This is a genomic window from Candidatus Pantoea floridensis (assembly GCF_900215435.1).
GTDB lineage: Bacteria > Pseudomonadota > Gammaproteobacteria > Enterobacterales > Enterobacteriaceae > Pantoea > Pantoea floridensis.
In genome coordinates, this window is record NZ_OCMY01000001.1 from 1536398 (window position 1) to 1562127 (window position 25730).

Annotated in this window: 22 protein-coding genes; 6 read left to right on the forward strand and 16 right to left on the reverse strand. The window is 54.5% G+C overall.

From position 1 onward, the window contains the following. The first annotated feature begins 1 nt into the window (after position 1). Both CRO19_RS07215 and CRO19_RS07220 read left to right on the forward strand, forming a co-directional pair. Entirely contained in the window at positions 2-994 is a 993-nt protein-coding gene (locus CRO19_RS07215; RefSeq protein ID WP_097095239.1) for an ABC transporter ATP-binding protein, read from the forward strand. Positions 995-1104: 110 nt separating this feature from the next. Then, positions 1105-2730, forward strand: a complete 1626-nt coding sequence (locus tag CRO19_RS07220) for a Na/Pi cotransporter family protein (protein ID WP_097095240.1) — start codon at positions 1105-1107, stop codon at positions 2728-2730. Positions 2731-2815: 85 nt separating this feature from the next. Here the strand turns inward: CRO19_RS07220 and gntU are convergent, their stop codons facing one another. From gntU to CRO19_RS07240, 4 genes are all read right to left on the reverse strand, one after another. Continuing rightward, positions 2816-4156 (reverse strand): gluconate transporter, encoded by a 1341-nt coding sequence (gene gntU, locus CRO19_RS07225; RefSeq protein ID WP_097095241.1) that lies wholly within the window; start codon positions 4154-4156, stop codon positions 2816-2818. Positions 4157-4158: 2 nt separating this feature from the next. Then, a complete protein-coding gene (gene gntK / locus CRO19_RS07230; RefSeq protein WP_097095242.1) occupies positions 4159-4695 on the reverse strand; it encodes a gluconokinase in 537 nt (178 codons plus the stop codon). Positions 4696-4836: 141 nt separating this feature from the next. Next, a complete protein-coding gene (gntR, locus tag CRO19_RS07235) occupies positions 4837-5832 on the reverse strand; it encodes a gluconate operon transcriptional repressor GntR (RefSeq protein ID WP_097095243.1) in 996 nt (331 codons plus the stop codon). A 151-nt stretch (positions 5833-5983) separates the two neighbouring features. Continuing rightward, the gene (locus CRO19_RS07240) at positions 5984-6679 is read right to left on the reverse strand and encodes a pirin family protein (RefSeq protein ID WP_097095244.1); all 696 of its coding nucleotides are present in this window, start codon (positions 6677-6679) and stop codon (positions 5984-5986) included. 634 nt (positions 6680-7313) lie between these two features. On the opposite strand from CRO19_RS07240, the gene CRO19_RS07245 reads away from it, so the two are divergent. Beyond that, on the forward strand, positions 7314-11399 hold the full coding sequence (locus CRO19_RS07245; protein ID WP_097095245.1) for an Ig-like domain-containing protein: 4086 nt from the start codon (positions 7314-7316) through the stop codon (positions 11397-11399). A 114-nt stretch (positions 11400-11513) separates the two neighbouring features. On the opposite strand, the gene ggt is transcribed toward CRO19_RS07245, so the two are convergent. Next, entirely contained in the window at positions 11514-13265 is a 1752-nt protein-coding gene (gene ggt / locus CRO19_RS07250) for a gamma-glutamyltransferase (protein WP_097095246.1), read from the reverse strand. A gap of 208 nt (positions 13266-13473) precedes the next feature. On the opposite strand from ggt, the gene CRO19_RS07255 reads away from it, so the two are divergent. Then, on the forward strand, positions 13474-13758 hold the full coding sequence (locus CRO19_RS07255) for a DUF2756 domain-containing protein (protein WP_097095247.1): 285 nt from the start codon (positions 13474-13476) through the stop codon (positions 13756-13758). Here CRO19_RS07255 and ugpQ read toward each other — a convergent pair. The 10 genes from ugpQ to CRO19_RS07305 form a co-directional block, all read right to left on the reverse strand. Next, positions 13755-14498 (reverse strand): glycerophosphodiester phosphodiesterase, encoded by a 744-nt coding sequence (gene ugpQ, locus CRO19_RS07260; protein ID WP_097095248.1) that lies wholly within the window; start codon positions 14496-14498, stop codon positions 13755-13757. The two genes, CRO19_RS07255 and ugpQ, sit on opposite strands and share 4 nt — an antisense overlap. Then, on the reverse strand, positions 14495-15568 hold the full coding sequence (locus CRO19_RS07265) for a sn-glycerol-3-phosphate import ATP-binding protein UgpC (RefSeq protein WP_097095249.1): 1074 nt from the start codon (positions 15566-15568) through the stop codon (positions 14495-14497). Before CRO19_RS07265 ends, ugpQ begins: the two co-directional genes overlap by 4 nt. Then, entirely contained in the window at positions 15569-16414 is an 846-nt protein-coding gene (gene ugpE, locus CRO19_RS07270; protein ID WP_097095250.1) for a sn-glycerol-3-phosphate ABC transporter permease UgpE, read from the reverse strand. Next, the gene (ugpA, locus tag CRO19_RS07275; protein WP_049851264.1) at positions 16411-17298 is read right to left on the reverse strand and encodes a sn-glycerol-3-phosphate ABC transporter permease UgpA; all 888 of its coding nucleotides are present in this window, start codon (positions 17296-17298) and stop codon (positions 16411-16413) included. Before ugpA ends, ugpE begins: the two co-directional genes overlap by 4 nt. Positions 17299-17362: 64 nt before the next feature. After that, positions 17363-18679, reverse strand: coding sequence for a sn-glycerol-3-phosphate ABC transporter substrate-binding protein UgpB (ugpB, locus tag CRO19_RS07280; protein ID WP_097095251.1), 1317 nt, complete (start codon positions 18677-18679; stop codon positions 17363-17365). Positions 18680-18880: 201 nt separating this feature from the next. Then, positions 18881-19594 carry a high-affinity branched-chain amino acid ABC transporter ATP-binding protein LivF gene (livF, locus tag CRO19_RS07285; RefSeq protein WP_097095252.1) on the reverse strand — a complete coding sequence of 238 codons (714 nt, stop codon included), beginning with the start codon at positions 19592-19594 and terminating at the stop codon, positions 18881-18883. A gap of 1 nt (position 19595) precedes the next feature. After that, complete coding sequence (gene livG / locus CRO19_RS07290; protein ID WP_097095253.1) at positions 19596-20363, reverse strand: high-affinity branched-chain amino acid ABC transporter ATP-binding protein LivG; 768 nt, start codon at positions 20361-20363, stop codon at positions 19596-19598. Then, a complete protein-coding gene (locus tag CRO19_RS07295; protein ID WP_097095254.1) occupies positions 20360-21631 on the reverse strand; it encodes a high-affinity branched-chain amino acid ABC transporter permease LivM in 1272 nt (423 codons plus the stop codon). The genes livG and CRO19_RS07295 overlap by 4 nt, the downstream gene beginning before the upstream one ends. Further along, the gene (livH, locus tag CRO19_RS07300) at positions 21628-22554 is read right to left on the reverse strand and encodes a high-affinity branched-chain amino acid ABC transporter permease LivH (protein WP_097095255.1); all 927 of its coding nucleotides are present in this window, start codon (positions 22552-22554) and stop codon (positions 21628-21630) included. Before livH ends, CRO19_RS07295 begins: the two co-directional genes overlap by 4 nt. 66 nt (positions 22555-22620) lie before the next feature. Then, positions 22621-23748 carry a branched-chain amino acid ABC transporter substrate-binding protein gene (locus CRO19_RS07305; RefSeq protein WP_061718403.1) on the reverse strand — a complete coding sequence of 376 codons (1128 nt, stop codon included), beginning with the start codon at positions 23746-23748 and terminating at the stop codon, positions 22621-22623. A gap of 192 nt (positions 23749-23940) precedes the next feature. Here CRO19_RS07305 and CRO19_RS26080 point away from each other — a divergent pair, with 192 nt between their 5' ends. Together CRO19_RS26080 and panM are read left to right on the forward strand one after the other, a co-directional pair. Beyond that, a complete protein-coding gene (locus CRO19_RS26080; protein WP_176519137.1) occupies positions 23941-24090 on the forward strand; it encodes a hypothetical protein in 150 nt (49 codons plus the stop codon). 61 nt (positions 24091-24151) lie between these two features. After that, positions 24152-24538 carry an aspartate 1-decarboxylase autocleavage activator PanM gene (gene panM, locus CRO19_RS07310; RefSeq protein ID WP_097095256.1) on the forward strand — a complete coding sequence of 129 codons (387 nt, stop codon included), beginning with the start codon at positions 24152-24154 and terminating at the stop codon, positions 24536-24538. 173 nt (positions 24539-24711) lie between these two features. Here the strand turns inward: panM and rpoH are convergent, their stop codons facing one another. Beyond that, positions 24712-25569, reverse strand: coding sequence for an RNA polymerase sigma factor RpoH (gene rpoH, locus CRO19_RS07315; protein ID WP_064737937.1), 858 nt, complete (start codon positions 25567-25569; stop codon positions 24712-24714). Between the last annotated feature and the right edge of the window lie 161 nt (positions 25570-25730).

The window sequence follows — 25730 nt, forward strand, 5'->3', positions numbered from 1 at the left end:
CATGAGTTACCTGAACGTCACCCAGTTGAACAAAAGCTACGGCCCAACCTCTATTTTTGAAAATATCGATTTCAGCGCCGAAGAGGGCGAGTTTGTCACCCTGCTCGGCCCCAGCGGCTGCGGCAAATCCACCCTGCTGCGCTGCATCGCGGGATTAACCGACGTTGATAGCGGTAAGGTGCTGCTGCAGGGTCAGGATCTGGTGCCACTGCCGCCGCAGAAGCGCACCATCGGCATGGTCTTTCAGAGCTACGCGCTATTTCCGAATATGACGGTGGAGAAGAACGTGGCGTTTGGCCTGAAGATGCAGAAGCTTCCCAGCAGCGATATTCAAAAACGTGTGATGGAGGTGCTGGCGCTGGTTGAGCTCACCGATTTCGCCCGCCGCTATCCGCATCAGCTCTCCGGTGGGCAGTGTCAGCGCGTGGCGCTGGCGCGTTCACTGGTGACGCGTCCGCGCTTACTGCTGCTGGATGAGCCGCTGTCGGCGCTGGATGCGCGCATCCGTCGCCATCTGCGCGAGCAGATCCGCAATATTCAGCGCGAGCTAAAACTCACCACCATTTTTGTAACCCACGATCAGGAAGAAGCGCTGACGCTTTCGGACCGCATCGTATTAATGAACCGCGGAAAAATCGTGCAGAACGGCAACGCTGAAATGCTGTATACCCAACCGGCCGATCTGTTCGCCGCAGGGTTTATGGGCAACTTCAATTTGTTAAGCGCTGAAGAGGCGACGCAGCTGACGGGTCAGGCTTTTAGCGGCCAGGTGGCAATTCGTCCCGAGTCGATCCAACTGTGCGCACCGCAGGCAGGTATTCCCGCCACTATCCTCAGCCACAGCCTGCTCGGCAATGTGATTCGCTATCGCGTGCGAGCGCAAAATATTGAGCTTTCCATTGATGTGCTGAACCGCAGCGTGGCAGATTTGCATCCCGCTGGCATGCAGATTGGGCTACAGTTAGAGATGTCGACGTTGCGCCAGGTCGCTTAATTTAAACGAAAAAATGGGCAACGCAACGCGGCGAAGGATTTACCGGTTGTGCTCACCGTCAGGCTGGCAATCGGTACTGTTTAAGCCTGACGGATGAGGAGCCTCTATACGTGTTAACTCTGCTTAATCTTCTCTCTGCCGTTGCGCTGCTGGTATGGGGTACGCACATTGTGCGCACCGGCATCATGCGCGTGTACGGTGCCGATCTGCGCCGCGTGCTCAGCCGCAGCGTCGAAAAAAAACCTATGGCGTTTCTTGCCGGGATTGGCGTCACCGCATTAGTTCAAAGCAGCAACGCCACGACACTACTCGTCACATCGTTTGTTGCACAGAATCTGGTGGGCCTGACGCCGGCGCTGGTGGTGGTACTGGGCGCGGATGTCGGTACCGCCATCATGGCGCGCATCCTGACCTTCGATCTGACGTGGCTTTCGCCGCTGTTTATCTTCTTTGGCGTGGTGTTTTTCCTCAGTCGTAAGCAAACGCGCGGAGGCCAACTTGGCCGCGCCAGTATTGGCCTGGGCCTGATTTTGCTGGCGCTACAGCTGATTGTCGCCGCCGCCAAACCCATTACGCAGGCGGCAGGCGTGCAGGTGCTGTTCTCCACGCTGACCGGCGACGTGATGCTCGATGCGCTGATTGGCGCGGTGTTTGCCATTATCAGTTACTCCAGCCTGGCGGCGGTACTGATTACCGCTACGCTGACGGCCACCGGCGTCATCTCGTTTAAAGTTGCGCTGTGTCTGGTGATTGGCGCCAATCTCGGTAGCGGCTTACTGGCCATGATTAATGCTAGCGGCTCCAATGCGGCAGGCAAGCGTGTTGCGCTCGGCAGCCTGCTGTTTAAGCTGATTGGCAGCATCGCCATTTTGCCGTTCGTCAATTTTGTCGCCGACGTGCTGGATAAATTGCCGGTCAATGATGAAGAGCTGGTGATCTTCTTCCACGTGTTCTACAACCTGATTCGCTGCTTAGTCATGGTGCCGTTCGCCGAACCGATGGCGCGCCTCTGCCGCCGTATGATTGACGATGATGCGGAAAATGAGCTTCACCTTAAGCCCAAACACCTTGATAGCAGCGCGCTGGATACGCCTGCGTTAGCGCTCGCTAACGCCTCGCGCGAAACGCTGCGCATCGGCGATGTGGTTGAGCAAATGATTGAGTCGTTTAATAAAGTGGTACACGGCGACCTGCGCGAAGAACGCGCGGTGCGGCGGCTGGATGATGATGTGGATGTGCTGTACACCGCCATCAAACTTTATCTGGCGCGCATGCCGAAAGAGGATTTGCCTGAGGATGATTCACGCCGCTGGGCGGAGATTATTGAGATGGCGCTCAACCTTGAACAAGCGGGCGATATTATTGAGCGTATGTGCGCCGACGTGGCGGACAAATCATTGACCGCGCGCCGGGCATTTTCAGCGGAAGGACTGGAGGAGCTGCAAACCTTGCAGGAGCAGGTACTCTACAATTTGCGCCTGAGTTTGTCGGTGTTCCTTTCACACGACGTCACCAGCGCCAAACGCCTGCGCCGCTCTAAGCATCGCTTCCGGATTCTGATCCGCCGCTTCTCCCACGCGCACGTTGAGCGTTTGCATATGCAGAACGTGCAAAGTATCGAGACCAGCTCGCTGCATCTTGGGCTGCTAGGCGATATGAAACGTTTGAATTCGCTGTTCTGCGCCGTGGCGTACACGGTGTTAGATCAGCCGGATGACGAGCGGGATGAGGATTGATACGTTCAAAGACGCGCGATGAATCGCGCCGCTACAAATATCTGCATTGTTCCGTAGCGGCGCAATTTATTGCGCGGGTTTTACATCACGACAGCAAACTAAACGCAATCATGCCGACAATCGCGCCGGTGGTACCGAGAATGGTTTCCATCAGCGTCCAGGTCTTCAGCGTTTCGGCTTCGGTCGCGCCGGTAAAGCGGCCAAACAGCCAGAAACCGGCATCGTTAACGTGGCTGATGATGATCGAACCACCACCGATGCAAATCGACAGCGCTGCCAGCTGAGCGCCACTGTAGTGCAGCGGCTCAATCACCGGCATTACCAAACCCACGGTGGTTAAACACGCCACGGTAGCCGAGCCCTGAATCACGCGGATCGCGCCAGAAAGAATGAAGCACGCCAGCGCAATCGGCATACCTGCGCCGGTCAACGCGTGTCCCAGCACCGGGCCCACACCCGAATCCACCAGCACCTGCTTAAACACGCCGCCCGCACCGATCACCAGCAGAATAATCCCCGCCGGTTGCAGCGCGCTGCCGCATACCTGCATCACCTTCTCTTTATCCATGCCCTGACGGTACGCCAGACCATAAATCGCCACCAGACAAGCCAGCAGAATCGCCGTGAACGGATGGCCGATAAACTCCAGCCACTCATACAGATGGGTGCCCGGCGTGGTGAAACGCGCGCCGATGGTTTTCAGCCCCACCAGCAGTAGCGGGAAGAGGATTAACGACAGGCTAAAGCCAAACGACGGCAGCTTGCCCTCTTCCACTTCCGGCTGATGGTCTTCCGGCGGTGCGCTAAAGCTGACATGACGCGCGATGAAATTACCAAACAGCGGACCAGCAATCAGCATGCCGGGAATCGCCGCGCACAGGCCGAGCAGAATCATCCAGCCAAAATCGGCGTGCATCTGCGAAGCCAGCAGCATTGGCGCCGGTCCCGGCAGCAGGAACGCCGCCGCAGCCGCTACACCGGCAAACAGCGGAATCACCAGTTTCACCAGATTACCTTTGGTGCGCCGCGCCACCGCAAATGCAATGCTGATCAGCAACACTACCGCCACTTCAAAGAACAGCGGCAGCGCGCAGATCAGCCCGGCAACGCCCATCGCATAGTGCGCGCGGCTTTCACCAAAGGTTTTCAGCATACGGATGGCAATTTGATCGACCGCGCCGGTTTCATGCAGGATTTTGCCGAACATCGCACCCAACGCCACCACAATGGCGAGAAAGCCGAGCGTTCCGCCCATGCCTTTTTCCATGGTTTCGGCGATTTTATCGAGCGGCATGCCGGAAAACAGACCAGCACCAATAGAGACTAACATCAGGGCAACAAAGGCGTGCATACGCGCTTTCATTACCAAAAACAGCAGCAGCAGGACAGAGCCTGCTGCGGTTAACACTAGCGTTGCGGTACTCATGACTAACCCTTGTTGATTGCACCCTCAATGGTCGCAACCGTGGCCGCAACTACCTCATCCAGTGAATGATTGATATCAACCACCAGTACATCGGGCTCATCAGCGCCGGGTTCCTGCAGCGTGGCGAACTGCGTCACCAGCATCTGCGGTTTGAAAAAGTGACCTTTACGCGCCTTCAAACGTGATTCGATGGTTTCGAAGTCGCCCTGCAGGTAGATAAACTTCAGGTTCTCGTTGCCCTGACGCAGGATGTCGCGATAGGACTTTTTCAGCGCCGAGCAGACAATAATGGAGATTTCCTGCGTGCGCTGCATGGCGAACGCCGCATCATTCAGTGCCTGCAGCCACGGCTGGCGATCGTTATCGTCCAGCGGATGGCCTTCGGCCATTTTCATGATGTTGCTGCGCGGATGAAGGAAATCTCCATCAAGAAACGCAGTGTTTAATTGGTGAGAAACCTGATTGGCGACGGCAGATTTTCCGCTGCCGGAAACGCCCATCAGGATAAAGACGTGGTGCGATGGAGATGGCGTTGTCATTTTTTTGCGCTCCGGCAGGAAACCCGCCTAATGTTACCGATAACAATTTCAGTCATCATTGTCGGAGGCCGCTGAAAGACTGGCAACCCTTGTCAGGCGGAAAAGCACGAAAGTGTGAACTGACTCAAAAAATCGCCAAAATCAGATGCTGTCACCTTCGGCAATTTCAAACCCCACATCCAGCGGTTGCATTACCGTCCGATCGCCGCCAATCCGCGCCAGCAGCATCGCCGCCGATTCTCGCCCCATACGCTCACGTGGCGTCAGCACCGTGGCGAGCCGTGGATTTACCACTTGCGTAATATCATGGCCGTGGAACCCGGCAATCGCCATCTGTTGCGGCACGTGCAAACCCTGCCGCTGGCACTCAAACATTGCGCCAACCGCGAGGTCATCGTTGGTACAGAACAGGCTATCGGTTTCGGGATAACGCTTTTGTGCTTCACACAGCAGTTGCGCACCGGCGCTGAATGACGAGGCATCTTCCATCATCACGCTATGCGGCGTGAGTCCCGCTTCACGCATCGCTTTTTCGTAGCCCTGCTGCTTCTGCAAAGTACGTTCATCAAGGCGCGCACCGAGATACACGGTGTGACGATGGCCTTTTTTCAGAATAGCATGCGTCATCTGACGCGCCGCCTCGACATTATCGAAGCCCACCGCCATATCGAGGCATGGCGTCACCGAGTCCATCATCTCAATCACCGGAATGCCAGCCACTTCCAGCATGCGCAGCGTGCCTGGCGTGTGAGTGCGTTCGGTAAGGATCACGCCGTCGATGTTCCAACCGAGCAGCGAACGCAGCTGTAATTCCTCTTTCTGCGCGTTGTAACCAAAGTGCGCCACCAGCGTTTGGTAACCCGCTTCGTCGGTGACAGCTTCAATACCGCGCAGCACATCGGCAAAAACCTGGTTGGTCAGGGAAGGCAGCAGCACGCCAATAGCGCGGCTGGTGGCGTTCGAGAGCATATCGGGGGCGCGATTGGGGATATAGCCGAGCTCGTCCAGCGCCACGGCGATTTTGTCACGTAGCGCCGCAGAGACCTGATTGGGATTGCGCAGGTAGCGGCTGACGGTCATTTTTGTGATGCCGACGCGATCGGCTACGTCCTGTAATACCGGTCTTTTCTTCTTCATCTTATGCGCCTGAAATCAGAGATAGATGAAGTTTATCATTAATTTTTCATTTTCCACGCCTCGTACCACGCCGACCGGGCGCGTACGAATCCGCACCCCATCAAATGTATCGATCGCCAAGAATGGCGACCAATACATTTATTACGCGGTTTTATACCGGCGGCAAATCGAACAGCAGAATTTCAGCATCGCTGTCGGCTTTGATGCTCAGCGCATGTTCATCCCAGATCGCGAGCGCATCGCTGGTGCCTACCTGCTCGCCATTCACGCTGATTTTCCCTTTCACCACCTGAATCCACACGCGGCGGCCCGCTTCAATCGCCACGTCATCGCTTTCGCCTGTGGAAAATACCCAGCGTGACAGCGTCATGTCCTGGAACACCTTGAGCGATCCATCACGCTCGTCTGGCGTCAGCACAAACTGGCGGCCTTTCACATCAGCGAAACGGCGCTGCGCATAGCGCGGTTCAATGCCTTTGCGCTCTGGAATAATCCAGATCTGATACAGATGCAGCGGATCGGTGGCGCTGGCGTTGTATTCCGAGTGACGCACGCCCGTGCCAGCACTCATGATCTGGAACTCACCCGCCGGGATCTGCTCTTTGTTGCCCATACTGTCCTGATGCTCGACGGTGCCAGAAAGCACATACGTCAGAATCTCCATATCTTTGTGCGGATGCGTACCAAAACCCTGACCGCCATCGATCACGTCCTCGTTAATCACACGCAGGGCGGAGAAGCCCATAAAGTTGGCATCATAGTAATCGGCAAAGGAAAAAGTGTGCCAGCTATCGAGCCAACCGTGGTTAGCATGACCGCGTTCTTCAGCTTTACGTACGTAAATCATGTTCAATTCTCCTCAATGTTTTTTACAGTCTGGACTTGAGATGAGTTGATTGATAGCTGAAAAACTTCACGCCTCTGTTCAAAAATCATGAATAACATCTGGCGAGATGGACTGGGTAGATGAAGAAGGGAAATCGCAGGCAAAAAAAAGCCAGCACCCGAGCTGGCTAAATAATACTTGGAAGCAATGTGAGCAATGTCGTGCTTACCCAGATGTCAGGAGACGTTTCCGAGCTCGCATGGCAATAATAATCATTATCATTCGCGTCTGTAAACCCCTTTCGCGAATTATTTTGCATTGACGTTAATTGAGAATTCCTTGATGTTAAAGGGGATTTTAACCATTTTGCCCAAGGAGCCGCTCGATGAGTCAGATCGTCATTCGCCATGCTATTCCCGAAGATGCCGCCGCATTATCGCGCATGTACAGCCAACCAGAACCGCGCCGCTACAACTGCGTGCACATACCGTAGCGGCGCAATTTATTGCGCATTGTTAAGTAATAACCTGCCTCTACTTCATCCTCTCTGCCAAATTTTCAAGACATTTCTTTACAAGATTCCTTGTTCATCGCTCTTAAACTTTCACCTGGAAATTCCCTTCACTTCTTATTTTTTGGATACCAGGTTCTCATCATGGATACGATTAGAAAAAAAGCCACGAAAGGCTGGCTTAAACCTCTGGCTTATTTACAAATCGCCGTGCAAATCGGCATGTCGATTTCTCCGCTCTGGATTAATAGCGCAAGAGCTGAAAAACCCTTATCTGCAGATGATTCACCACTGAACGCCGCTGCGGGACAGCTGAATACCCTCGGTCAGGCTGCGCAATCCGGCAACTTTAATGGACTGGCCACGCAACAGGCGTCCAGCTTGATGACGCAGCAGCTGCAACAGTGGTTGCAGAATTTTGGCACCGCACGCATTGAATTAAACGCCAATCAGCATTTTACGCCTCGCAGTGGGGCCGTGGACCTCTTGCTGCCGCTGGATAAAAGCAACGAACACCTGTTCTTCACCCAAGGTGGTTTTCGCCAGGTTGACGGTGAGTTAACCGGCAATATGGGGCTAGGCATGCGTCATTTTGTGGATGAATGGATGTTTGGCTATAACGCTTTCTACGATCAGAATATCAGCCGTGGCCATAAACGATTGGGCACCGGCGTGGAAGCGTGGCGCGATTACGTCAAACTCTCGGGTAACGGTTATTGGCGTCTTTCTGACTGGCGTAATTCCGGCGATGTTACCGATTATGATGCGCGCCCGGCTAACGGTTTTGATCTGCGTGCTGAAGCCTGGCTCCCTGCCTATCCCGCGCTTGGCGGACGTATGATGTATGAGAAGTATTATGGTGATGAAGTCGCACTGTTCGGTAAAGATAAGCGTCAGCGTAACCCGGATGCTGTTACCGCAGGATTGAGCTGGACGCCGATTCCCCTCATCTCTTTCACTGCCGATCATAAAAAAGGCGGTCAAAATAGTGAGACGGCATTCGGATTGCAATTATCCTGGCAACTTGGCCAATCTCTGGCTTCACAGATTGATCCCACTCGAGTGGGTGATAAACGCACGCTGGCTGGCAGTGCAATGGATCTGGTTGAGCGTAATAACAACATTGTGCTTGAGTATCGCAAACAACAGCTAATTGATTTATTCATGGCGGCTGAAATTACCGGTGAAAGCAGCAAGGTTATTCCACTCGTTTATAAAACACAGGGAAAATATGGTTTTTCCACCGTTGTATGGAATGACGCCGCGCTCGTAGCGGCAGGCGGCAAAGTCATCGATCAAGGTAACGGCAGTTATCAGCTGGCCTTACCGAAATATCTTGCCGGTAGTGCCAACAGCTATGCGTTTAGCGGTATTGCTCACGATACACGCGGTAATGTTTCTAAAGCCGCCTATACCACGATTAAAGTCACTCCGCCTGCCTTGAGTATGAAAAACAGTAGCGTGGGCAGCGCTGCAAATTCCATTATCGCCAATGGCAGCGCCACTACGCAGCTGGTGATTAAACTCATTGATGATAGTTCGCAACCTATTCGGGGAATGGCGGCAGATATTAAAGTCGCGCTCAAAGAAGATATTTCCACTGCGAAAACCAGCCGTATTAAAACACAGGCTGTACAGGTTCCTGCAGTACCTGCCTCAATTGGAGAAATCAGTGAACAAACTGATGGCAGCTATATTGCGTTGATAACCGCTGGAACGCGCGTGGCAACCTTAAATATTGCTACCACGGTGAACGCCCAGGCATTACCTGCTCTTTCCATACAGCAAATCAGTGATGCCGATTCAGCGGTCGTTCAGGACGGCGATCTCAAGTTAGAGCAGGACGCAACTATCGCGAATGGCAAAAGCGAGAATCGAGTACGTGCGCGCGTAACGGATGCCAGCGGAAACCCAGTAGCGGGAATCAACGTCACCTTTAGCCTGAGCGGCTCCGCACAGGTTGTGAACAGCGGAAGTCTAAACGTTATCAGTGATAATCAAGGTTATGCCAACCTACTGTTTACTAATACCGTCGCTGAAACGGTAACGGTCATGGCCAAAACCGCCAATGGCGGGAGTACCCAGGTCGAAAGTCGCTTCATTGCAGACAATTCTTCTGCCGTCATCGATCAGGGCGATCTCACTCACGATCGTAACGATGCGCCCGCAAATGGTGCTAGCCCGATTATTTATACCGCGCTGGTGAAAGATGCCAATGGCAACCCAATTCCCGCAGCTAACGTCAAATGGACGACGGATTTAGGCAAACTAAGTAGCGCTGACAGCAGTACTGATGCCAATGGTAAAGCCACTGTAAATCTGACCAGCACCCAGGCAGGGTTGGCTACGCTCGCCGCTTCGGTTAATGGCGCAGCAGAAGTCAAAGCAACCTCGGTTATTTTTGTCGCCGACAGTTCAAGTGCCCAACTGGGGAAAGATGACCTTAAAGCCAGTAAAACCAGCGCCCTGGCGAATGGCATCGATACCGTTACTTATACTGCACAAGCCAAAGATGCGCATGGCAACCCGGTCACAGGCGCCACTATCAGCTGGGCGAACGATCGCGGCAATCTGGATAAAAACAGCACGGTAACGGATAAGGATGGCAACACCAGCGTGACGCTGAGCAGCACACGAGCTGGAACGGCCACCATCAGCGCATCGGTAAATAATGGTGCCGTCACAAACGCACCTATCGTTACCTTTATCGCCGATAGCAGCAGCGCTAGCATCGGTACCAACGACCTGACAGCAGACAAAACGAACGCAGTGGCCAATGGCAGCGATGCCATCACGTACAGTGCGCTCGTTAAAGATGCTCAAGGTAATCCTGTCGTCGGTATGGCGGTTAGCTGGAGTAGCGATCGCGGTAACCTCAATGTGTCCAGCAGCACGACGGATAATGCAGGTAAAGCCGAAGTCCATCTGAGCAGTACCGCCGCCGGTGATGCCATCGTTAGCGCAACGGTTAACAATAAAGCGGCGATAAATGCGCAAGCCGTGAGCTTCTCAGCCGATCAGGCTAGTGCCACAATTGGTAGCGGCAACCTTCAGGCCGATAAGAGCAGTGCTATTGCCAATGGCAATGAAGCCGTTACCTATACGGCGCAGGTCGAAGATGCACACGGCAACCCTGTTCAGGGCATCGCCGTTAGCTGGACCAGCGATCATGGCGATCTGAAAAGCAATAGCAGTAATACCGATCAGGCAGGCAAGGCAACCATCCAGCTTTCGAGTACCTTAGCAGGCACGGCCGTGGTAAGCGCCGCCGTTAACAAGGGTGCCGCCACTCCTGCAACTGCGGTGACCTTTATTGCCGATAACAGTACGGCCGCTCTGGATAGCGAGGTGAAAGCTGACAAAACGACCGTGATTGCGAATGGTACTGAAGCGGTTACCTACACCGCACAGGTTAAAGATGCTCACGGCAATCCGCTGCCAAACATTAAGGTAAACTGGAAGACCAATCGTGGCGATCTGAGTGCAACCAGCAGCAGCACAAACGGAGCGGGCGAAGCCACTATTCAACTGAGTAGTAAAGTGTCAGGTGATGCCATCCTGAATGCTGCTCTGAGTGGTGGAAACAATGTGAATGCGGCGAACGTGACTTTCACCGCTGATGTGACGACGGCCCAGATCAAAACCCTCACCAGTAATAAAGTGAAAATTACCGGCAACAGCCACGATACCGCCATCCTGACGGCAATCGTTGAAGATGCAAACGGTAATAAAGTCGCCAATTATCCTGTGCAATGGACAACCACGCTTTCTACATTGAGCGCGCCAGTTTCTAATACGGATGATTCAGGTAAAGCCGAAATAACGCTGAATGGGATGGACTATATGGAGCAGAGCAATATCACAGCGACGATAAGCGCCAGCACAAGCGTGAATAATCAAACTCGTGACGTTATTATTCGTACCGTATTTAAACTGAATGGCGTTTATTACTGGTCAATGGTTAGCGATCACAATACCGATAATTTAAGTACTGCACAGAACTACTGTAATATTTATGGTCAAGGACATGTACTTAGTTCAAAAGAAGGATTAGCCTTCCTCCAAAATGGTGGCGACTTCCGCGATAAAAAAGTATCAAGTGAATATACGAATGCCTGGCTGAGGGTCTCAGATTATTGGAACAGTAAAGCAATTGATTTATACCGTAACAATGGAGAAAAAGGTGATCTCACCAACTTCGCGGGTGTAGAGTATGTTTGCGTAAAATAATACACCTGCGTCTACTTTAATTAGACCCACTAATTTACCATTCTGCCAGTCAGCAAAACTGACTGGCATTTTTTATGGTTTACTAAACGGCTGATTGGCTTTTACCAACCGTTTTTAATAACCCGCGCTCAAATCATCCACTGAACGCGGATCCGAGGCGCCATAGCGCGTGCCATCCGGCCCAATCATAATGCTCTGCGTGCTGCCCATGGCTGGCATCACCTTCACATGCTGACCTTTGCTTTCCAGCAGGCGCAGCGTATCGGGACTAAAACCTTTTTCTACGCGCAGCTGATCCGGCAACCACTGATGATGGAAACGCGGTGCATTGGTGGCTTCTGCCACGTTCATACCAAAATCAATGCTGTTCACCACCATTTGCAGCACGGTGGTGATAATACGGCTACCGCCCGGGCTACCGGTGACTAACCAGGTTTTGCCGTCTTTCGCCACGATGGTGGGCGACATTGATGACAGCGGACGTTTGGCCGGTTGTACCGCATTCGCCTCGCCACCTACTAAGCCATACACGTTTGGCGTGCCCGGTTTCGCCGAGAAGTCATCCATTTCATTGTTCATCAGGATGCCGCTCTCTCCGGCCACGATGCCGCTGCCGAAATAGGTATTCAGCGTATAGGTGACCGCTACCGCGTTGCCGTCTTTATCCACTACGGAAAAGTGCGTGGTTTGATTGCTTTCATAGGGTGCCAGCTTGCCCGGTTTGATCTCGCTGGAGGGGCGCGCTTTATTCACGTCAATTTGCTGCGCCAGCGTTTTGGCATAGGCTTTGCTGGTTAGCGCCTGCTGCGGCACGTTAACGAAATCAGGATCGCCAAGATATTCTGAACGGTCGGCATAAGCATATTTTTCCGCCTCCGCCATCACCTGCATCGCATCGGCGCTACCAAAGCCCCATTTCGCCAGATCGAAGTTTTCCAGAATATTAAGGATTTGTACGATGTGAATCCCGCCGGACGACGGCGGCGGCATGGAGAAGACTTCATAGCCGCGATAGGTGCCGCTGACCGGCTTGCGCTCCACGGCACGGTAGGCAGCCAGATCCGGCTTGCCAATCAATCCGTCGTGCTGCGCCATTTCACCGGCAATTTCATCGGCAATTGTACCTTTATAGAACGCATCCGGCCCTTGCTGGGCAATCAGCTGCAGGCTACGCGCGAGATTCTTCTGCACCAGCCGTTCGCCTTTCTGATACGGCTGGCCGTCCGCTTTGTAGAAAATCGCCCGGCTGTTGTCGTGGTTAATCAGCGTCTCTTTGCCGTAGGTGGCGAGATCGTCAGCCAGCGCATCATTAACCACGATGCCGTCACGTGCCAGTTTGATCGCCGGGGCCAGCAAAGTGCTCAGCGGCAAGGTGCCATATTTCTGCGCGGCCAGCGCAAACCCGGCAACGGTGCCTGGCGTGCCAGAAGCTAAATGAGAAGTGAGTGATAACTTACTATCCGCATTGCCCTGCTTATCAAGGAACATATCGCGCGAAGCTCGCGCCGGAGCCATTTCGCGGAAATCGATTGCGGTGGTGCGGCCGGACGCGGTACGCAGCAGCATAAAGCCGCCACCGCCAAGGTTACCGGCCTGCGGATGCGTCACCGCCAGCGCAAAGCCTACCGCGACTGCCGCATCTACCGCGTTACCGCCCTGCCTGAGAATATCAACACCCACTTCGGTCGCCATCGCATCAACCGATGCGACCATGCCATGTTTGGCTTTCACCGGATGAAAGGTATCGCTATCAATGCCGTAAGAGACCGGCGGCGCATTGGCTGGCGCGGCTTGTCCCCCCTGCACGACGGTAAAACTCATCAGCAACGCCCAACTGAGCTGACGTAGGTTGCTCTTAATTCTCATCCTGCTACCACCCTTTTTAAGTTATTTACATTTGTTATCAATTGATGCAAGTGTTTGCAAACACAGTAAAAAGAGTAGCAGTAAAGTTAAATTAGGCGCACTCCTGGAAGAGGTGTTTGAGATATAGCATAAACTTATACAAGTAGCCGTTGTTGCCAGTCAGGCAATAACACCACACAGCAGCAGGCTGCATTGATGGAGGAAGACCATGAACAAAAACAAATGGCTAATTATGATCGCAGCATTGCTGCCGTTAAGCAGCATGGCGAATACCTTGAACAGCACTAACGACCCGAATCAGCCCGGCTACAACCCGAGCCAGCAGCGTATGCAGTCGCAAATGCAGAATCAGCAGCAACAGCAGAAGCGCAAGCTGCAGCAGGATCAACAGCAGCAGAGCCAGGACGTGCAGCGCAAAGTGCAGGAACAGCGGAACAGTGCCCAGCAGCAGGTGATTCAATCGCAGCCGGGCCAAAAACAGCAGCAAAACTAGCGGAAATCAGGACCAATAATGTCGATGCTATCGGTGCAGATGGCGTCGACGCCCCAGCTCAGCAGCTCGCGCGCCCGTGCGGGCTGATTCACGGTATACACCAGAATATGCAAACCGGCCGCTTTCAGCTGCGCGGTGCGTTCGGCATCGAGTAATTTGTGATTCAGGTGGATCGACACGCAATCCAGTGCCGCAGTCAGCGCCTGCCAGTTGTCAGGCCACGTATCCAGCAGCAAACCACGCGGCAGCTCTGGTGCCGCCTGCATTGCCGCTTCCAGCGCGGCGTAAGAGAACGAGGATAGCAACGGCGCCGTTTGTCCTTGCCACAGTTCACGCGCGGCCAGCGCCACGTTGCGGCCGGTTTCAACGTCTTTACCGGTGGTCGGTTTGATCTCAATGTTCGCCATCATCTGATGCTGGCGGCAACGTTCTGCCACTTCGCTCAGCAGCGCCAGCGGCTCGCCTTCATAATCACGGCTAAACCAAGCGCCGGCATCCAGCTGTGACAACTTGTGCCACGACAGATCGCCGGCCACGCCCCAGCCATTGCTGGTGCGATCGAGCGTGTCATCATGCAGCAGGAAAATTTGCTTATCTTCCGATAGTTTGGCATCAAACTCGATCATGGTATGACCATGCTGCGCGCCGACATCAATCGCCGCGAGGGTATTTTCCGGGGCCAGTTTTCCGCCCCCGCGATGCGCAACAATGTGCGGGTAAGGCCAGTTGTGTTGACTCATTCCAGACGCTTTCCATAGGTTGAATCGAAGAAGTGTAACGCATCTGACGGCAGATGCAGCCATAAGGTGCTGCCCGCCTGCGGACGTTCGCTGTGTGGCAAACGCACCACCATGCGCGCGTTGCCAATGCGGCCATGCGCCAGATTATCGGCACCGAGCATCTCCAGCGTCTCGACCACCAGCGGAATACCGCCGGCATCGCGACTGCTGAGCTGAATATGTTCCGGACGAATGCCGAGCGTTAGCGGGCGGTTGGCCCATTTGGCTTTACTCTCACCCAGCAACAAACTGTTAAGTGCATCCAGCGTAAAGCGCGTGCCATCGCTGTTAATTTGACCCGGCAGCAGGTTCATGGCCGGCGCGCCGATAAAGGAGGCAACAAACTGGCTGGCCGGACGTTCGTAAACTTCCACCGGCGTACCCACCTGCTCCACCACCCCTTTGTTCATCACCATCACGCGCTGCGCCAGCGTCATCGCCTCAACCTGATCGTGCGTCACGTAGATGCTGGTGGTTTTCAAGCGGCGATGCAGCTGTTGCAGCTCCAGACGCATCTGCACGCGCAGGCGCGCATCCAGATTCGATAAAGGCTCATCAAACAGGAACACCGCCGGTTCACGTACGATGGCGCGGCCCATCGCCACGCGCTGGCGTTGTCCGCCCGACAGCTCGCGCGGACGGCGATGCAGCAGATGATCCAACTCCAGGCTGCGCGCCGCGTCCATCACCCGCTGCGCGATCTGCACTTTGCCCATGCCACGAATTTTCAGGCCATAGGCCATGTTTTCGCCCACCGTCATATGCGGATAGAGCGCGTAGTTCTGGAACACCATGGCGATGCCGCGATCTTTCGGCTCCATGTTGGTGACGCGTTTGTCGTCGATATAGATATCGCCAGACGATACGCGTTCAAGCCCCGCCACCATGCGTAGCAGCGTCGATTTGCCGCAGCCGGAAGGCCCCACCATCACCATAAATTCGCCATCGTTGATGGTGATATTCAGTGGCTGAATGATCTGATTTTTGCCGTCATACGATTTGGTAACGGTCTGAAGGGTTACGCCTGCCATTTATTTATCACTCTCCACCAGGCCACGCACAAAGGCACGTTGCATCACAAGTACCACCACCACCGGTGGAATCAGGGTTAATAACATTGCCGCCATCACTTCATTCCATTGCGTTGGGCCACCGCTGGTGTTGATCATGCTTTTCACTCCCGCTACCGCAGTGCTGAGGCTGGCGTCGTTGATGATCAGCAGCGGCCAAAGATATTGGTTCCAACCATAAATAAAGGTGATCACAAACAGCGCGGCGAGATTGGTTTTGGATAGCGGCAACACAATGTCCCAGAAGAAGCGCATCGGGCTGGCGCCGTCGATACGCGCCGCCTCTATCAGCTCGTCCGGCAGCGACATAAAGAACTGGCGGAACAGGAAGGTGGCGGTAGCGGACGCCATCAGCGGCAGCGTCAAACCGCTGTAGCTGTCGAGCATATTCAGCGTCGAAATCACTTCCACCGTCGGGAAAATACGCACTTCAACCGGCAGCATCAGCGTGATGAAAATCAGCCAGAAAAACAGCGAGCGCAGCGGGAAACGGAACCACACCAGCGCGAAGGCGGAGAGCATTGAGACGGTGATTTTGCCGACGGTAATGCCGAGCGCCATCAGCAGGCTGTTAAGCATCATCATGCCAAATGCCGGACCATTGCCGTTGACGCCGTGCGTCCAGATGCGCGAGATGTTCTCCCACAGATGCGATCCCGGTACCAGCGTCATTGGCACCTGATACACCGCCTCGTTATCCAGCGTCGCCGCCACAAAGGCGATATAAAGCGGGAACAGAATGGTCAGCACGCCCAGCACCAGCAAGGTATGGCTGAAGATATCCAGCCCGCGTCGATTCTCAATCATTGGTATTGCACCTTACGCTCGACAAAGCGGAATTGCAGGATAGTCAGGCCAATCACCAGCAGCATCAGCACCACCGACTGCGCCGCAGAGGAGGAGAGATCCAGCCCGGTGAAGCCTTCGCGATAGATTTTGTAGATAAGCGTAGTGGTCGCCTGTACCGGGCCGCCGCCGGTTGCGGCATCGATCACCGGGAAGGTATCGAAGAAGGCGTAAACCAAATTCACTACCAGCAGGAAAAAACTTACCGGCGTAATCAGCGGCAGCGACAAATTAAAGAAACGGCGCACCGGACCGGCACCGTCGATGGCGGCGGCTTCCACCAGCGATTTGGGAATTGACTGTAACGCCGCGAAGAAAAACAGGAAGTTGTAGCTCATTTGCTGCCAGATCGACGCCAGTACAATCAGGAACATCGCCTGGCCGCTGTTTTGCGCATAGTTCCAGTTGTAGCCCATTTGGTTCAGCAGGTGGCTGAATAACCCTAGCCCTGGATTGAACAGGAACATCCACAGCACTGCCGCCACCACCGGCGCGACCGCGTACGGCAGCAGCAGCAACGTTTGATACAGCTTACGCAGGCGAATGACGTAATCCACCAGCGCCGCCAGCAGCAGGGAAAAAGTCATGCCGCAAATCGTCACCAGCGCACTGAACTCAATGGTGGTCCAGAACGATGCCAGATAGTATTCGTCATTGAACAGACGCTTAAAGTTCGCCAAACCCACGAAGGTGCTGGAGATGCCAAAAGGATCAATGCTTTGCAGCGAATACCACAGAGCTTCACCGGCGGGCCACAGGAAGAAAATGGCCGTAATCACCAGCTGCGGTAGCACCAGCAAATAGGGCAGAAAACGGGAGCGAAATACGGGGCGCGATGAGGACATAGCAGGCTCAATCAAAGAGAGAAATCGGGGCGAACGTCAAACGTCGGCCCCGAGATGACAGCGTTTACTTCACTTGCTGCTCAAAACGGCGCAGCAGTTCGTTACCGCGTTTCACCGCGTTATCCAGCGCGGCTTGTGGTGTCTGTTTGCCGGTCCACACGCCTTCCAGCTCTTCATCCACGATGGTACGAATCTGTGGCATATTGCCCAGACGCATGCCTTTGGTGAACGGGAGCGGATCTTTGTTCAGCATCTGACGCGTGGCGATGTCTGCGCCTGGGTTCTTGTCGTAGAAGCCCTGCTGTTTAGTCAGCTCATAGGCGGCGGTGGTGATCGGCAGATAACCGGTTTTCTGGTGCCATTCAGCGGCAATTTCCGGCTGTGCGAGGAACTTCATAAACTCCGCCGCGCCTTTGTAGGTGTTGGCATCTTTGCCTTTCATCACCCACAGGCTCGCGCCACCAATGATGGCGTTCTGCGGGGCGTTCGGTACGGTTTCATCGTACGGCATCATGCCCACGCCGAAGTTAAATTTGGCGTAGTGTTTGATGTCGGCCAGCGAACCGGAAGAGGCGGTGGTGATGCCGCAATCGCCGTTGTAAAACTTGGCGGTGGATTCATCCTTACGACCGAAGTAGGTGAAATCGCCCTTCTTGTTCATCGCTTCCAGCATTTCGATGTGGCGCACCTGCACGGGCTTATTGAATTCCAATACCGCATCGGTGCCGTCAAAGCCGTTATTTTTACTGGCCACCGGCAGCGCATGCCAGGCGCTGAAGTTTTCAATCTGAATCCAACCCTGCCAGCCGCTGGCGTAACCACAGGTCAGGCCCGCTTTACGCAGCGCTTCGGCATCTTTTGCCAGCTCCTGCCAGGTTTTCGGTGGCTGATCCGGATTCAGGCCAGCTTTTTTGAACGCGTCTTTGTTGTAATAGAGCACCGGCGTGGAGCTGTTGAACGGCTGAGAAATCAGCTGGCCTTTGCTGTCGCTGTAGTAACCCGCAACGGCTGGTACGAACTGCTGCGGATCCATCTGCACGCCAGCGTTTTTAAATACTTCATTGACCGGCACAATCGCTTTCGATGCCATCATGGTCGCGGTACCGACTTCATACACCTGCAGCAGTGCGGGCGCTTTACCCGAGCGCACCGCGGCGATGCCCGCTGCCAGGCTTTGCTCATAGTTACCTTTGTAAGTCGGGACGATTTTATATTCTGGATGAGCCTGGTTAAAACGTTGTGCCAGAGAATCAACTTCTTTGCCTAACTCGCCTTCCATTGAGTGCCAGAAAGGGATCTCAGTTGCAGCCAGCGCATTACCGCTGAGCGCCAGACCGAGCACGACACTCATCAGGCGGGGACGAAGCGTAAAAGCGGACATAAGGTTTTTCCTGTGCTGTTAGCTACGCGCGAATTCGCGCATTTTTTTGTTCGCGACGTAACATGACACGGGGAAATGACGGATTAATAACAGGTTTATGACGGGGATGTGACAGCGGGATAAGGTTTGATTGGAGTTTAAGTCGCCATAAATGGCGACCCTACAAAATCGTGTAGGGTCGGCATTCATGCCGACCGGGGGTTATGCGCCTAAATAAGCACTCCGCACGGCTTCATTGGATAGCAGCGCTTCGCCGCTGTCTTCAAGCACCACGTGGCCATTCTCCAGCACATAACCGCGATCCGCCAGCTTCAGCGCCTGATTGGCGTTCTGCTCGACGAGGAAGATGGTCATGCCCTCTTTGCGCAGTTGCTCAATGGTGTCAAAGATCTGCTGAATGATAATCGGGGCGAGTCCCAGCGACGGTTCATCCAGCAGCAGCAAACGCGGCTGGCTCATCAGCGCACGGCCAATGGCCAGCATCTGCTGCTCACCGCCGGACATGGTGCCCGCGCGCTGTGCTTTACGTTCTGCCAGGCGTGAAAACAGCTGATAGACGCGATCGATACGTTCCTGATACTGCTGCCGCGTAGCGAAGAAGCCGCCCATCGCCAGGTTCTCTTCTACCGTCATACGCGAAAACACCCGACGCCCTTCCGGCACGATGGCGATCGCTTCACGCATGATTTTCGCCGTTTGCCAGTCGGTGATCTCTTTGCCATCAAAGGTAATGTTGCCGCTGGTGGCGCGCGGTTCACCGCACAAGGTGCCGAGCAGCGTGGTTTTACCCGCGCCGTTGGCACCGATCAGGGTAACGATCTCGCCCTGATTGATGTGCAGATTAATGTTGTGCAGCGCCTGGATCGGGCCGTAATGGGCGCTGACATTCTGCAAGGTTAAAATCGGGTTTGCCATGTTACGCCTCACCTAAATAAGCACGGATCACATCCGGATTGTTACGCACTTCTTCCGGCGTACCGTTGGCCAGCGGCGTTCCCTGATTCACTACGTAAATGCGGTCAGAAATGCCCATCACCAGCTTCATATCGTGTTCAATTAGCAGTACGGAAACCTTGTGCTCACCGCGCAGCTCGGCGATCAGCTCATCCAACTCATGGGTTTCACGCGGGTTAAGCCCGGCAGCCGGTTCATCCAGCATCAGAATTTCCGGACGCGTTACCATGCAGCGCGCAATTTCCAGACGACGCTGCTGGCCATAAGCGAGGTTGCCCGCCTGGCGGTTGGCGAGATCCAGCAAGCCGATGCGATCCAGCCAGGTGGCCGCGCGATCCAGCGCGTCGCTCTCACCGCGACGGAAAGCCGGGGTTTTGAATAAACCGGAGAACACGCCGCTTTTGAGGTGCTGATGCTGTGCCACCAGCAGGTTTTCAATCACCGTCATTTCGCGGAACAGGCGCACGTGCTGGAAGGTGCGCACAATGCCCATACGCGCAATCTTCTGGCCCGGCAAACCCTGCAGCTGCTGATCGCGCAGTTTGATGGTGCCGCCGGTTGGTTTATAGAAACCGGTCAGGCAGTTGAACACCGTGGTTTTACCGGCGCCGTTCGGGCCAATCAACGAAACGATTTCCTGTGGATGCAGCTCAAGCGCCACATTGTTGACGGCTAACAGGCCGCCGAAGCGCATCATCAGGCCTTCAACGGCTAATAAAGGCTGACTCATGCCTGCTCTCCTTGTTTACTGCTTTTCATCTTCAGATGCGGACGCTTCATTGGTAGCAGACCTTGTGGACGCCAGATCATCATCAGCACCATCAAACCACCGAGCACCAGCATGCTGTATTCGTTCAAATCACGCATCAGCTCGCGCGAAACCACCAGCAGAATGGCTGCGAGGATCACCGCCAGCTGCGAGCCCATGCCGCCCAGCACCACAATCGCCAGCACAAAAGCCGATTCGACGAAGGTGAAGGATTCCGGGCTGACGAAACCCTGACGTGCGGCGAACAGCGTACCCGCAAAGCCCGCAAACACGGCGCTGATGGTGAAGGCGGTCAGTTTGATGCGCGTTGGGCTCAGACCAAGCGAACGGCAGGCGATCTCATCTTCACGCAGCGCTTCCCACGCGCGGCCCAGCGGCATGCGCAGCAAGCGGTTGATAACGAATAGCGTCAGCACCACCAGCAGCAGCGCCACCAGATAGAGGAAAATTACACGGTCGCTGGGATCGTATTTCAGGCCAAAGAACTCATGGAAGGTGCTCCAGCCGCCTTCGCTGACCCGGCGGCCAAACTCCAGACCAAACAGGCTGGGCTTGGGAATCTGCGCGATACCGTTCGGGCCGCCGGTGATCGCCGTGTTATTCAGCAGCAGAATGCGTACGATTTCGCCGAAGCCGAGCGTCACAATCGCCAGATAGTCCCCGCGAAGGCGCAGCACCGGGAAGCCGAGCAGCAAACCAAAGGCGCCCGCCACCAAACCGGCCAGCGGCAGGCTTTCCCAGAAACCAAAGCCGTAATAGTGGTTGAGCAAGGCAAAGGTGTAAGCGCCGATGGCGTAGAAACCGCCGTAGCCCAGCACCAGCAATCCTGATAATCCCACCACCACGTTCAGACCGAGGCCGAGCATCACGTAGATCAGCGTCAGCGTGGCGATATCCACACTGCCGCGCGACACCAGAAACGGCCAAATCACCGCCGCCGCGATCACCAGCGCCATCAGCAATTTCTGCTTCGGCGTTGAGCCATCAAAACCTGGCAGGACAAACCCTTTGCCGCTGCGTTTGAATTTGCCCTGCGCCAGCGGACGCAGCAGCTGGAAGACAAACACTACCGCACAGCCAATGAAGATCCAGTTCCAGCGTACCGCGCCCGCATTGGCGACCACCAGTTTGGTGCCATCCAAATCGAGGCGTACGCCCATGAAAAAGGTGGCGAGCACCAACAACATCACCGTGGAGATCACGGCGTTGACCAAACCGAGGCGTTTCATACCTTCTCTACCTCCGGACGGCCAAGAATCCCGGTTGGCATCACCAGCAGCACCACAATCAGCAGCGCGAAGGAGACCACGTCTTTATATTCGGTCGACAGATAGGCCGAGGTCAGCGCTTCGGCAATGCCCAGCACCAGGCCACCAATCATCGCGCCAGGAATGCTGCCGATGCCGCCTAATACCGCGGCAGTGAAGGCTTTCATCCCAGCCATAAAGCCAATGAACGGGTTGATGGAGCCGTAGAATTGACCGAGCAACACGCCCGCCACCGCCGCCATCGCCGCACCAATCACAAAGGTGAGTGAAATAACGCGGTCGGTGTTGATGCCCAGCAGGCTGGCCATTTTCAGGTCTTCTGCACAGGCGCGACAGGCGCGTCCCATGCGCGAATAGCGGATGAACAGCGTCAGCGCCAGCATCGACAGGAAGGTGACAATCCAAATCACCAGCTGCATGGTGGAGAGCGTGGCGGCAAAGCCGTTGCTCTCACCCAGCGTCCATTGGCCGGTGATCAGGCTTGGCAGCGCGAGATCGCGCGAACCCTGCGTCAGGCTGACGTAGTTCTGCAGGAAGATCGACATACCGATGGCGGAGATTAGCGCGATCAGGCGCTTCGACGATCGCACCGGCTTATACGCCACGCGCTCGATGCTCCAGCCGTAGGCGCTGGAGATGATCACCGCCATCACGAAACCGGCGGCAATCATCAGCCACGAAGTATCAATGCCCATCATCATCAGGGCGGCAATCACGATAAAGGAGACATAGCTACCGATCATGTACACCTCGCCATGGGCGAAGTTGATCATGCCGATAATGCCGTAAACCATGGTGTAACCAATGGCGATCAGCGCGTAGGTGCTCCCGAGGGTAACCCCGTTGAACATCTGCTGAATGAAATAGAGAAACTGCTCGGACATAGTGAAGACCTGCTCTGGAGCTGAATAATTCCCTCCCCCGCGTGCGGGAGAGGGAATTTTGGGGGATTACTTAACTGCAGTAGAAGAGCCGTCTTTGTGCCATTTGAAGACACCAAATTCGAAGCCCTTCAGATCGCCTTTCTCATCCCAATTCAGGTTGCCCATCACGGTTGGAACGGCGGCGCCCTCTTTCAGGTTCTTGGCAATCGCATCAGGCTCATCGCTCTTGCTGCGTTCAATCCCCGCCACCAGCGACTGAATTGCGGCGTAGGTGGTCCAGACAAACGGACCGGTGGGATCTTTGCGGTTAGACGCGGTGTTGGCTTTAATCGCATCCACAATTGCCTTGTTCTCTGGCAGCTGGTCATAGCGCTTCGGCAGGGTAACAAACAGGCCTTCCGATGCATCACCCGCGATGTTTGACAATGAAGCGTTGCCCACGCCTTCTGGGCCCATGAAGCCGGCATTCAGGCCAGCCGATTTTGCCTGACGCAGAATCTGGCCCAGCTCTGGGTAGTAGCCGCCGTAGTAAACGAAATCCACGTTCTCTTTCTTCAGGCGCGCAATCAGCGTGGAGAAGTCTTTATCCCCGGCGGTGATACCTTCGAACAGCACCACGTTGCCGCCTTTGGCTTTCAGGGTTTTCTGTACGGATTCCGCCAGGCCCTGACCATACTGCTGCTTGTCATGCACCACAGCGATACGCTTTGGTTTGATGTGATCGAGAATGTAGGTTGCCGCCGTTGGGCCCTGATCGGAATCCAGGCCGGTGGTGCGCAGCACGTCAGCATAGCCACGCGCAGTCAGCTCGGGTGCGGTAGCGGCTGGGGTAATCATCAGCACGCCTTCGTCGTTATAGATGTCTGAAGCAGGTTGAGTAGAAGAAGAGCACAGATGGCCGATAACGTATTTAATGCCGTCGTTAACCACTTTGTTGGCAACCGCAACCGCTTGTTTTGGGTCACAGGCGTCGTCATATTCCACGCCAACCAGTTTGTCACCGTTTACGCCGCCTTTGGCGTTGATGTCCTTAATGGCTTGCGCTGCACCGGTAAACTGCATGTCACCGTACTGCGCGACCGGACCGGTTGATGCGCCGACGATGGCAATTTTGATGTCTTTCGCCAGTGCCGCGTGGCTCATCGCCAGGGCGACGCAGCCCGCCAATAATGCGCGTCCTTTACTCATTTTCATGCGAACTTCCCCATCAGTTGTGTCGTGTGTGTTGTGATTGGTTTATTTTCTGCCAGTCAAAGAGGAAAACTCATTCTGCAATAATGGGTTAGCGCGCTTTTCTGGCATTTATTGGTAATAAGGCTTTATTTTTCAGGTTATTAAACAGGAACTTTATTCTGTAAATCAACTGACATATTCAGAATTGACTGAGTGGAGCAGCAGAATCGTCTGGTCGTTATGGCCGATTTTTCAGCAGGATACCAGCGCATTATGCTGGCTTTTTCAACGATCATTGATGGCTTACTCCACAATCCTGGCAAAGTGGCTGGCATTCGACCTATTTTCATTGCAAAAAAGTGACAGCGCTCTGACTGTCTAAATTCGCTACACTATCGCCTTTGCACTAGTACAGGTATTAGGTATGAAGCTGACAATCCAGCGCTTAGCATCGTTAACCGCACAGGATCGCATCGATTTAGCTAAAGTCTGGCCAGAAATGGATATTGTGCAACTGGAAGCACAACTCAGCGAAACACAGCGGCTGTATGCCGCGCGTTTCAACGATCGGCTGCTGGCCGCATTACAACTCAGTATTAGCGGCACGCAGGGAAAAATTTTTAATCTCAACGTACGCGAAGTGACACGCCGCCGTGGCGTAGGTCAATATTTGCTGGTAGAGACAATTGCGCAGAATGGTGCGCTGACGGATTGGTGGATTGCCGATGATGGCGACGCCGATCGGGGCGTGCGGGCAGCCTTTATGCAGGCATGTGGTTTTCGCGCGCAGGCTGATGGTTGGGTGAAATAAGTCCAGCCAATCTCGATCGGTAGCGGCGCAATTTATTGCGCATTGTCGGGAATGGGCAATGAAACAGCGCGATAAATCGCGCCGCTACGGGTCATTGCCTAATGAAATTACGGTGTTTCAGGCAATAAAAAGGGCGACTTAAAAAGTCGCCCCGTTTTTCCGCCTGAAAGTTATCAGGCTTCAATCGCCACACGCAGTTTCTTCATGGCGTTCTTTTCCAGCTGACGCACGCGTTCCGCAGAAACACCGTATTTATCGGCCAGCTCCTGCAGCGTGGTCTTGTTATCATCATCCAGCCAACGGGCGCGGATGATATCCTGGCTGCGTTCGTCGAGGCTCAGCATTGCATCGCTCAGCTTGTCCGCAGCGTGTGCATCCCAGTTATCTTCTTCAATGCCATCGGCAAAGTCAGAGGTTTTATCCTGCAGATACAGCACTGGCGCCATCGCTTTGCCTTCGCCCGCTTCGTCATCAGACGACATGTCGAAGGTCATATCCTGCGCGGCCATGCGCGATTCCATTTCCAGCACATCTTTGCTGCTCACGCCCAGCTCGCGCGCAACCATTTCCACTTCGTCCTGGTTGAACCAACCGAGACGCTGTTTGCTTTTACGCAGGTTAAAGAACAGCTTACGCTGAGCTTTGGTGGTCGCGACTTTCACGATACGCCAGTTACGCAGCACGTATTCGTGAATCTCTGCTTTAATCCAGTGCACGGCAAACGACACCAGACGTACACCGACTTCAGGATTGAAGCGACGCACCGCCTTCATCAGGCCGATGTTACCTTCCTGAATCAAGTCCGCCTGTGGCAAGCCGTAACCGGAGTAGTTACGAGCAATATGAACAACAAAGCGCAGGTGAGACAGGATCAGCGTTTTAGCCGCATCCAGATCGCCCTGGTAATGCAGCCGCTCAGCCAATGCTTTTTCCTCTTCTGCCGTCAGCACCGGCCAGTTGTTGGCAGCCCGGACGTAAGATTCCAGGTTACCCAGAGGAGCAATCGCTAAAGTTTGCATTTCTTTGGTCATTCAAACCCTCACAAATTCAATGGACTTGCTGCACGTTTCCTTGCGCAGACGCTACATTATGTCAACGTCGCGAGAAAACCAGAAGCAATCTGTGCTACTTGGACGACAAAGTTATCCACAAGTTCAATAATAGCAGTGAATATTTTACACACAGATGACGG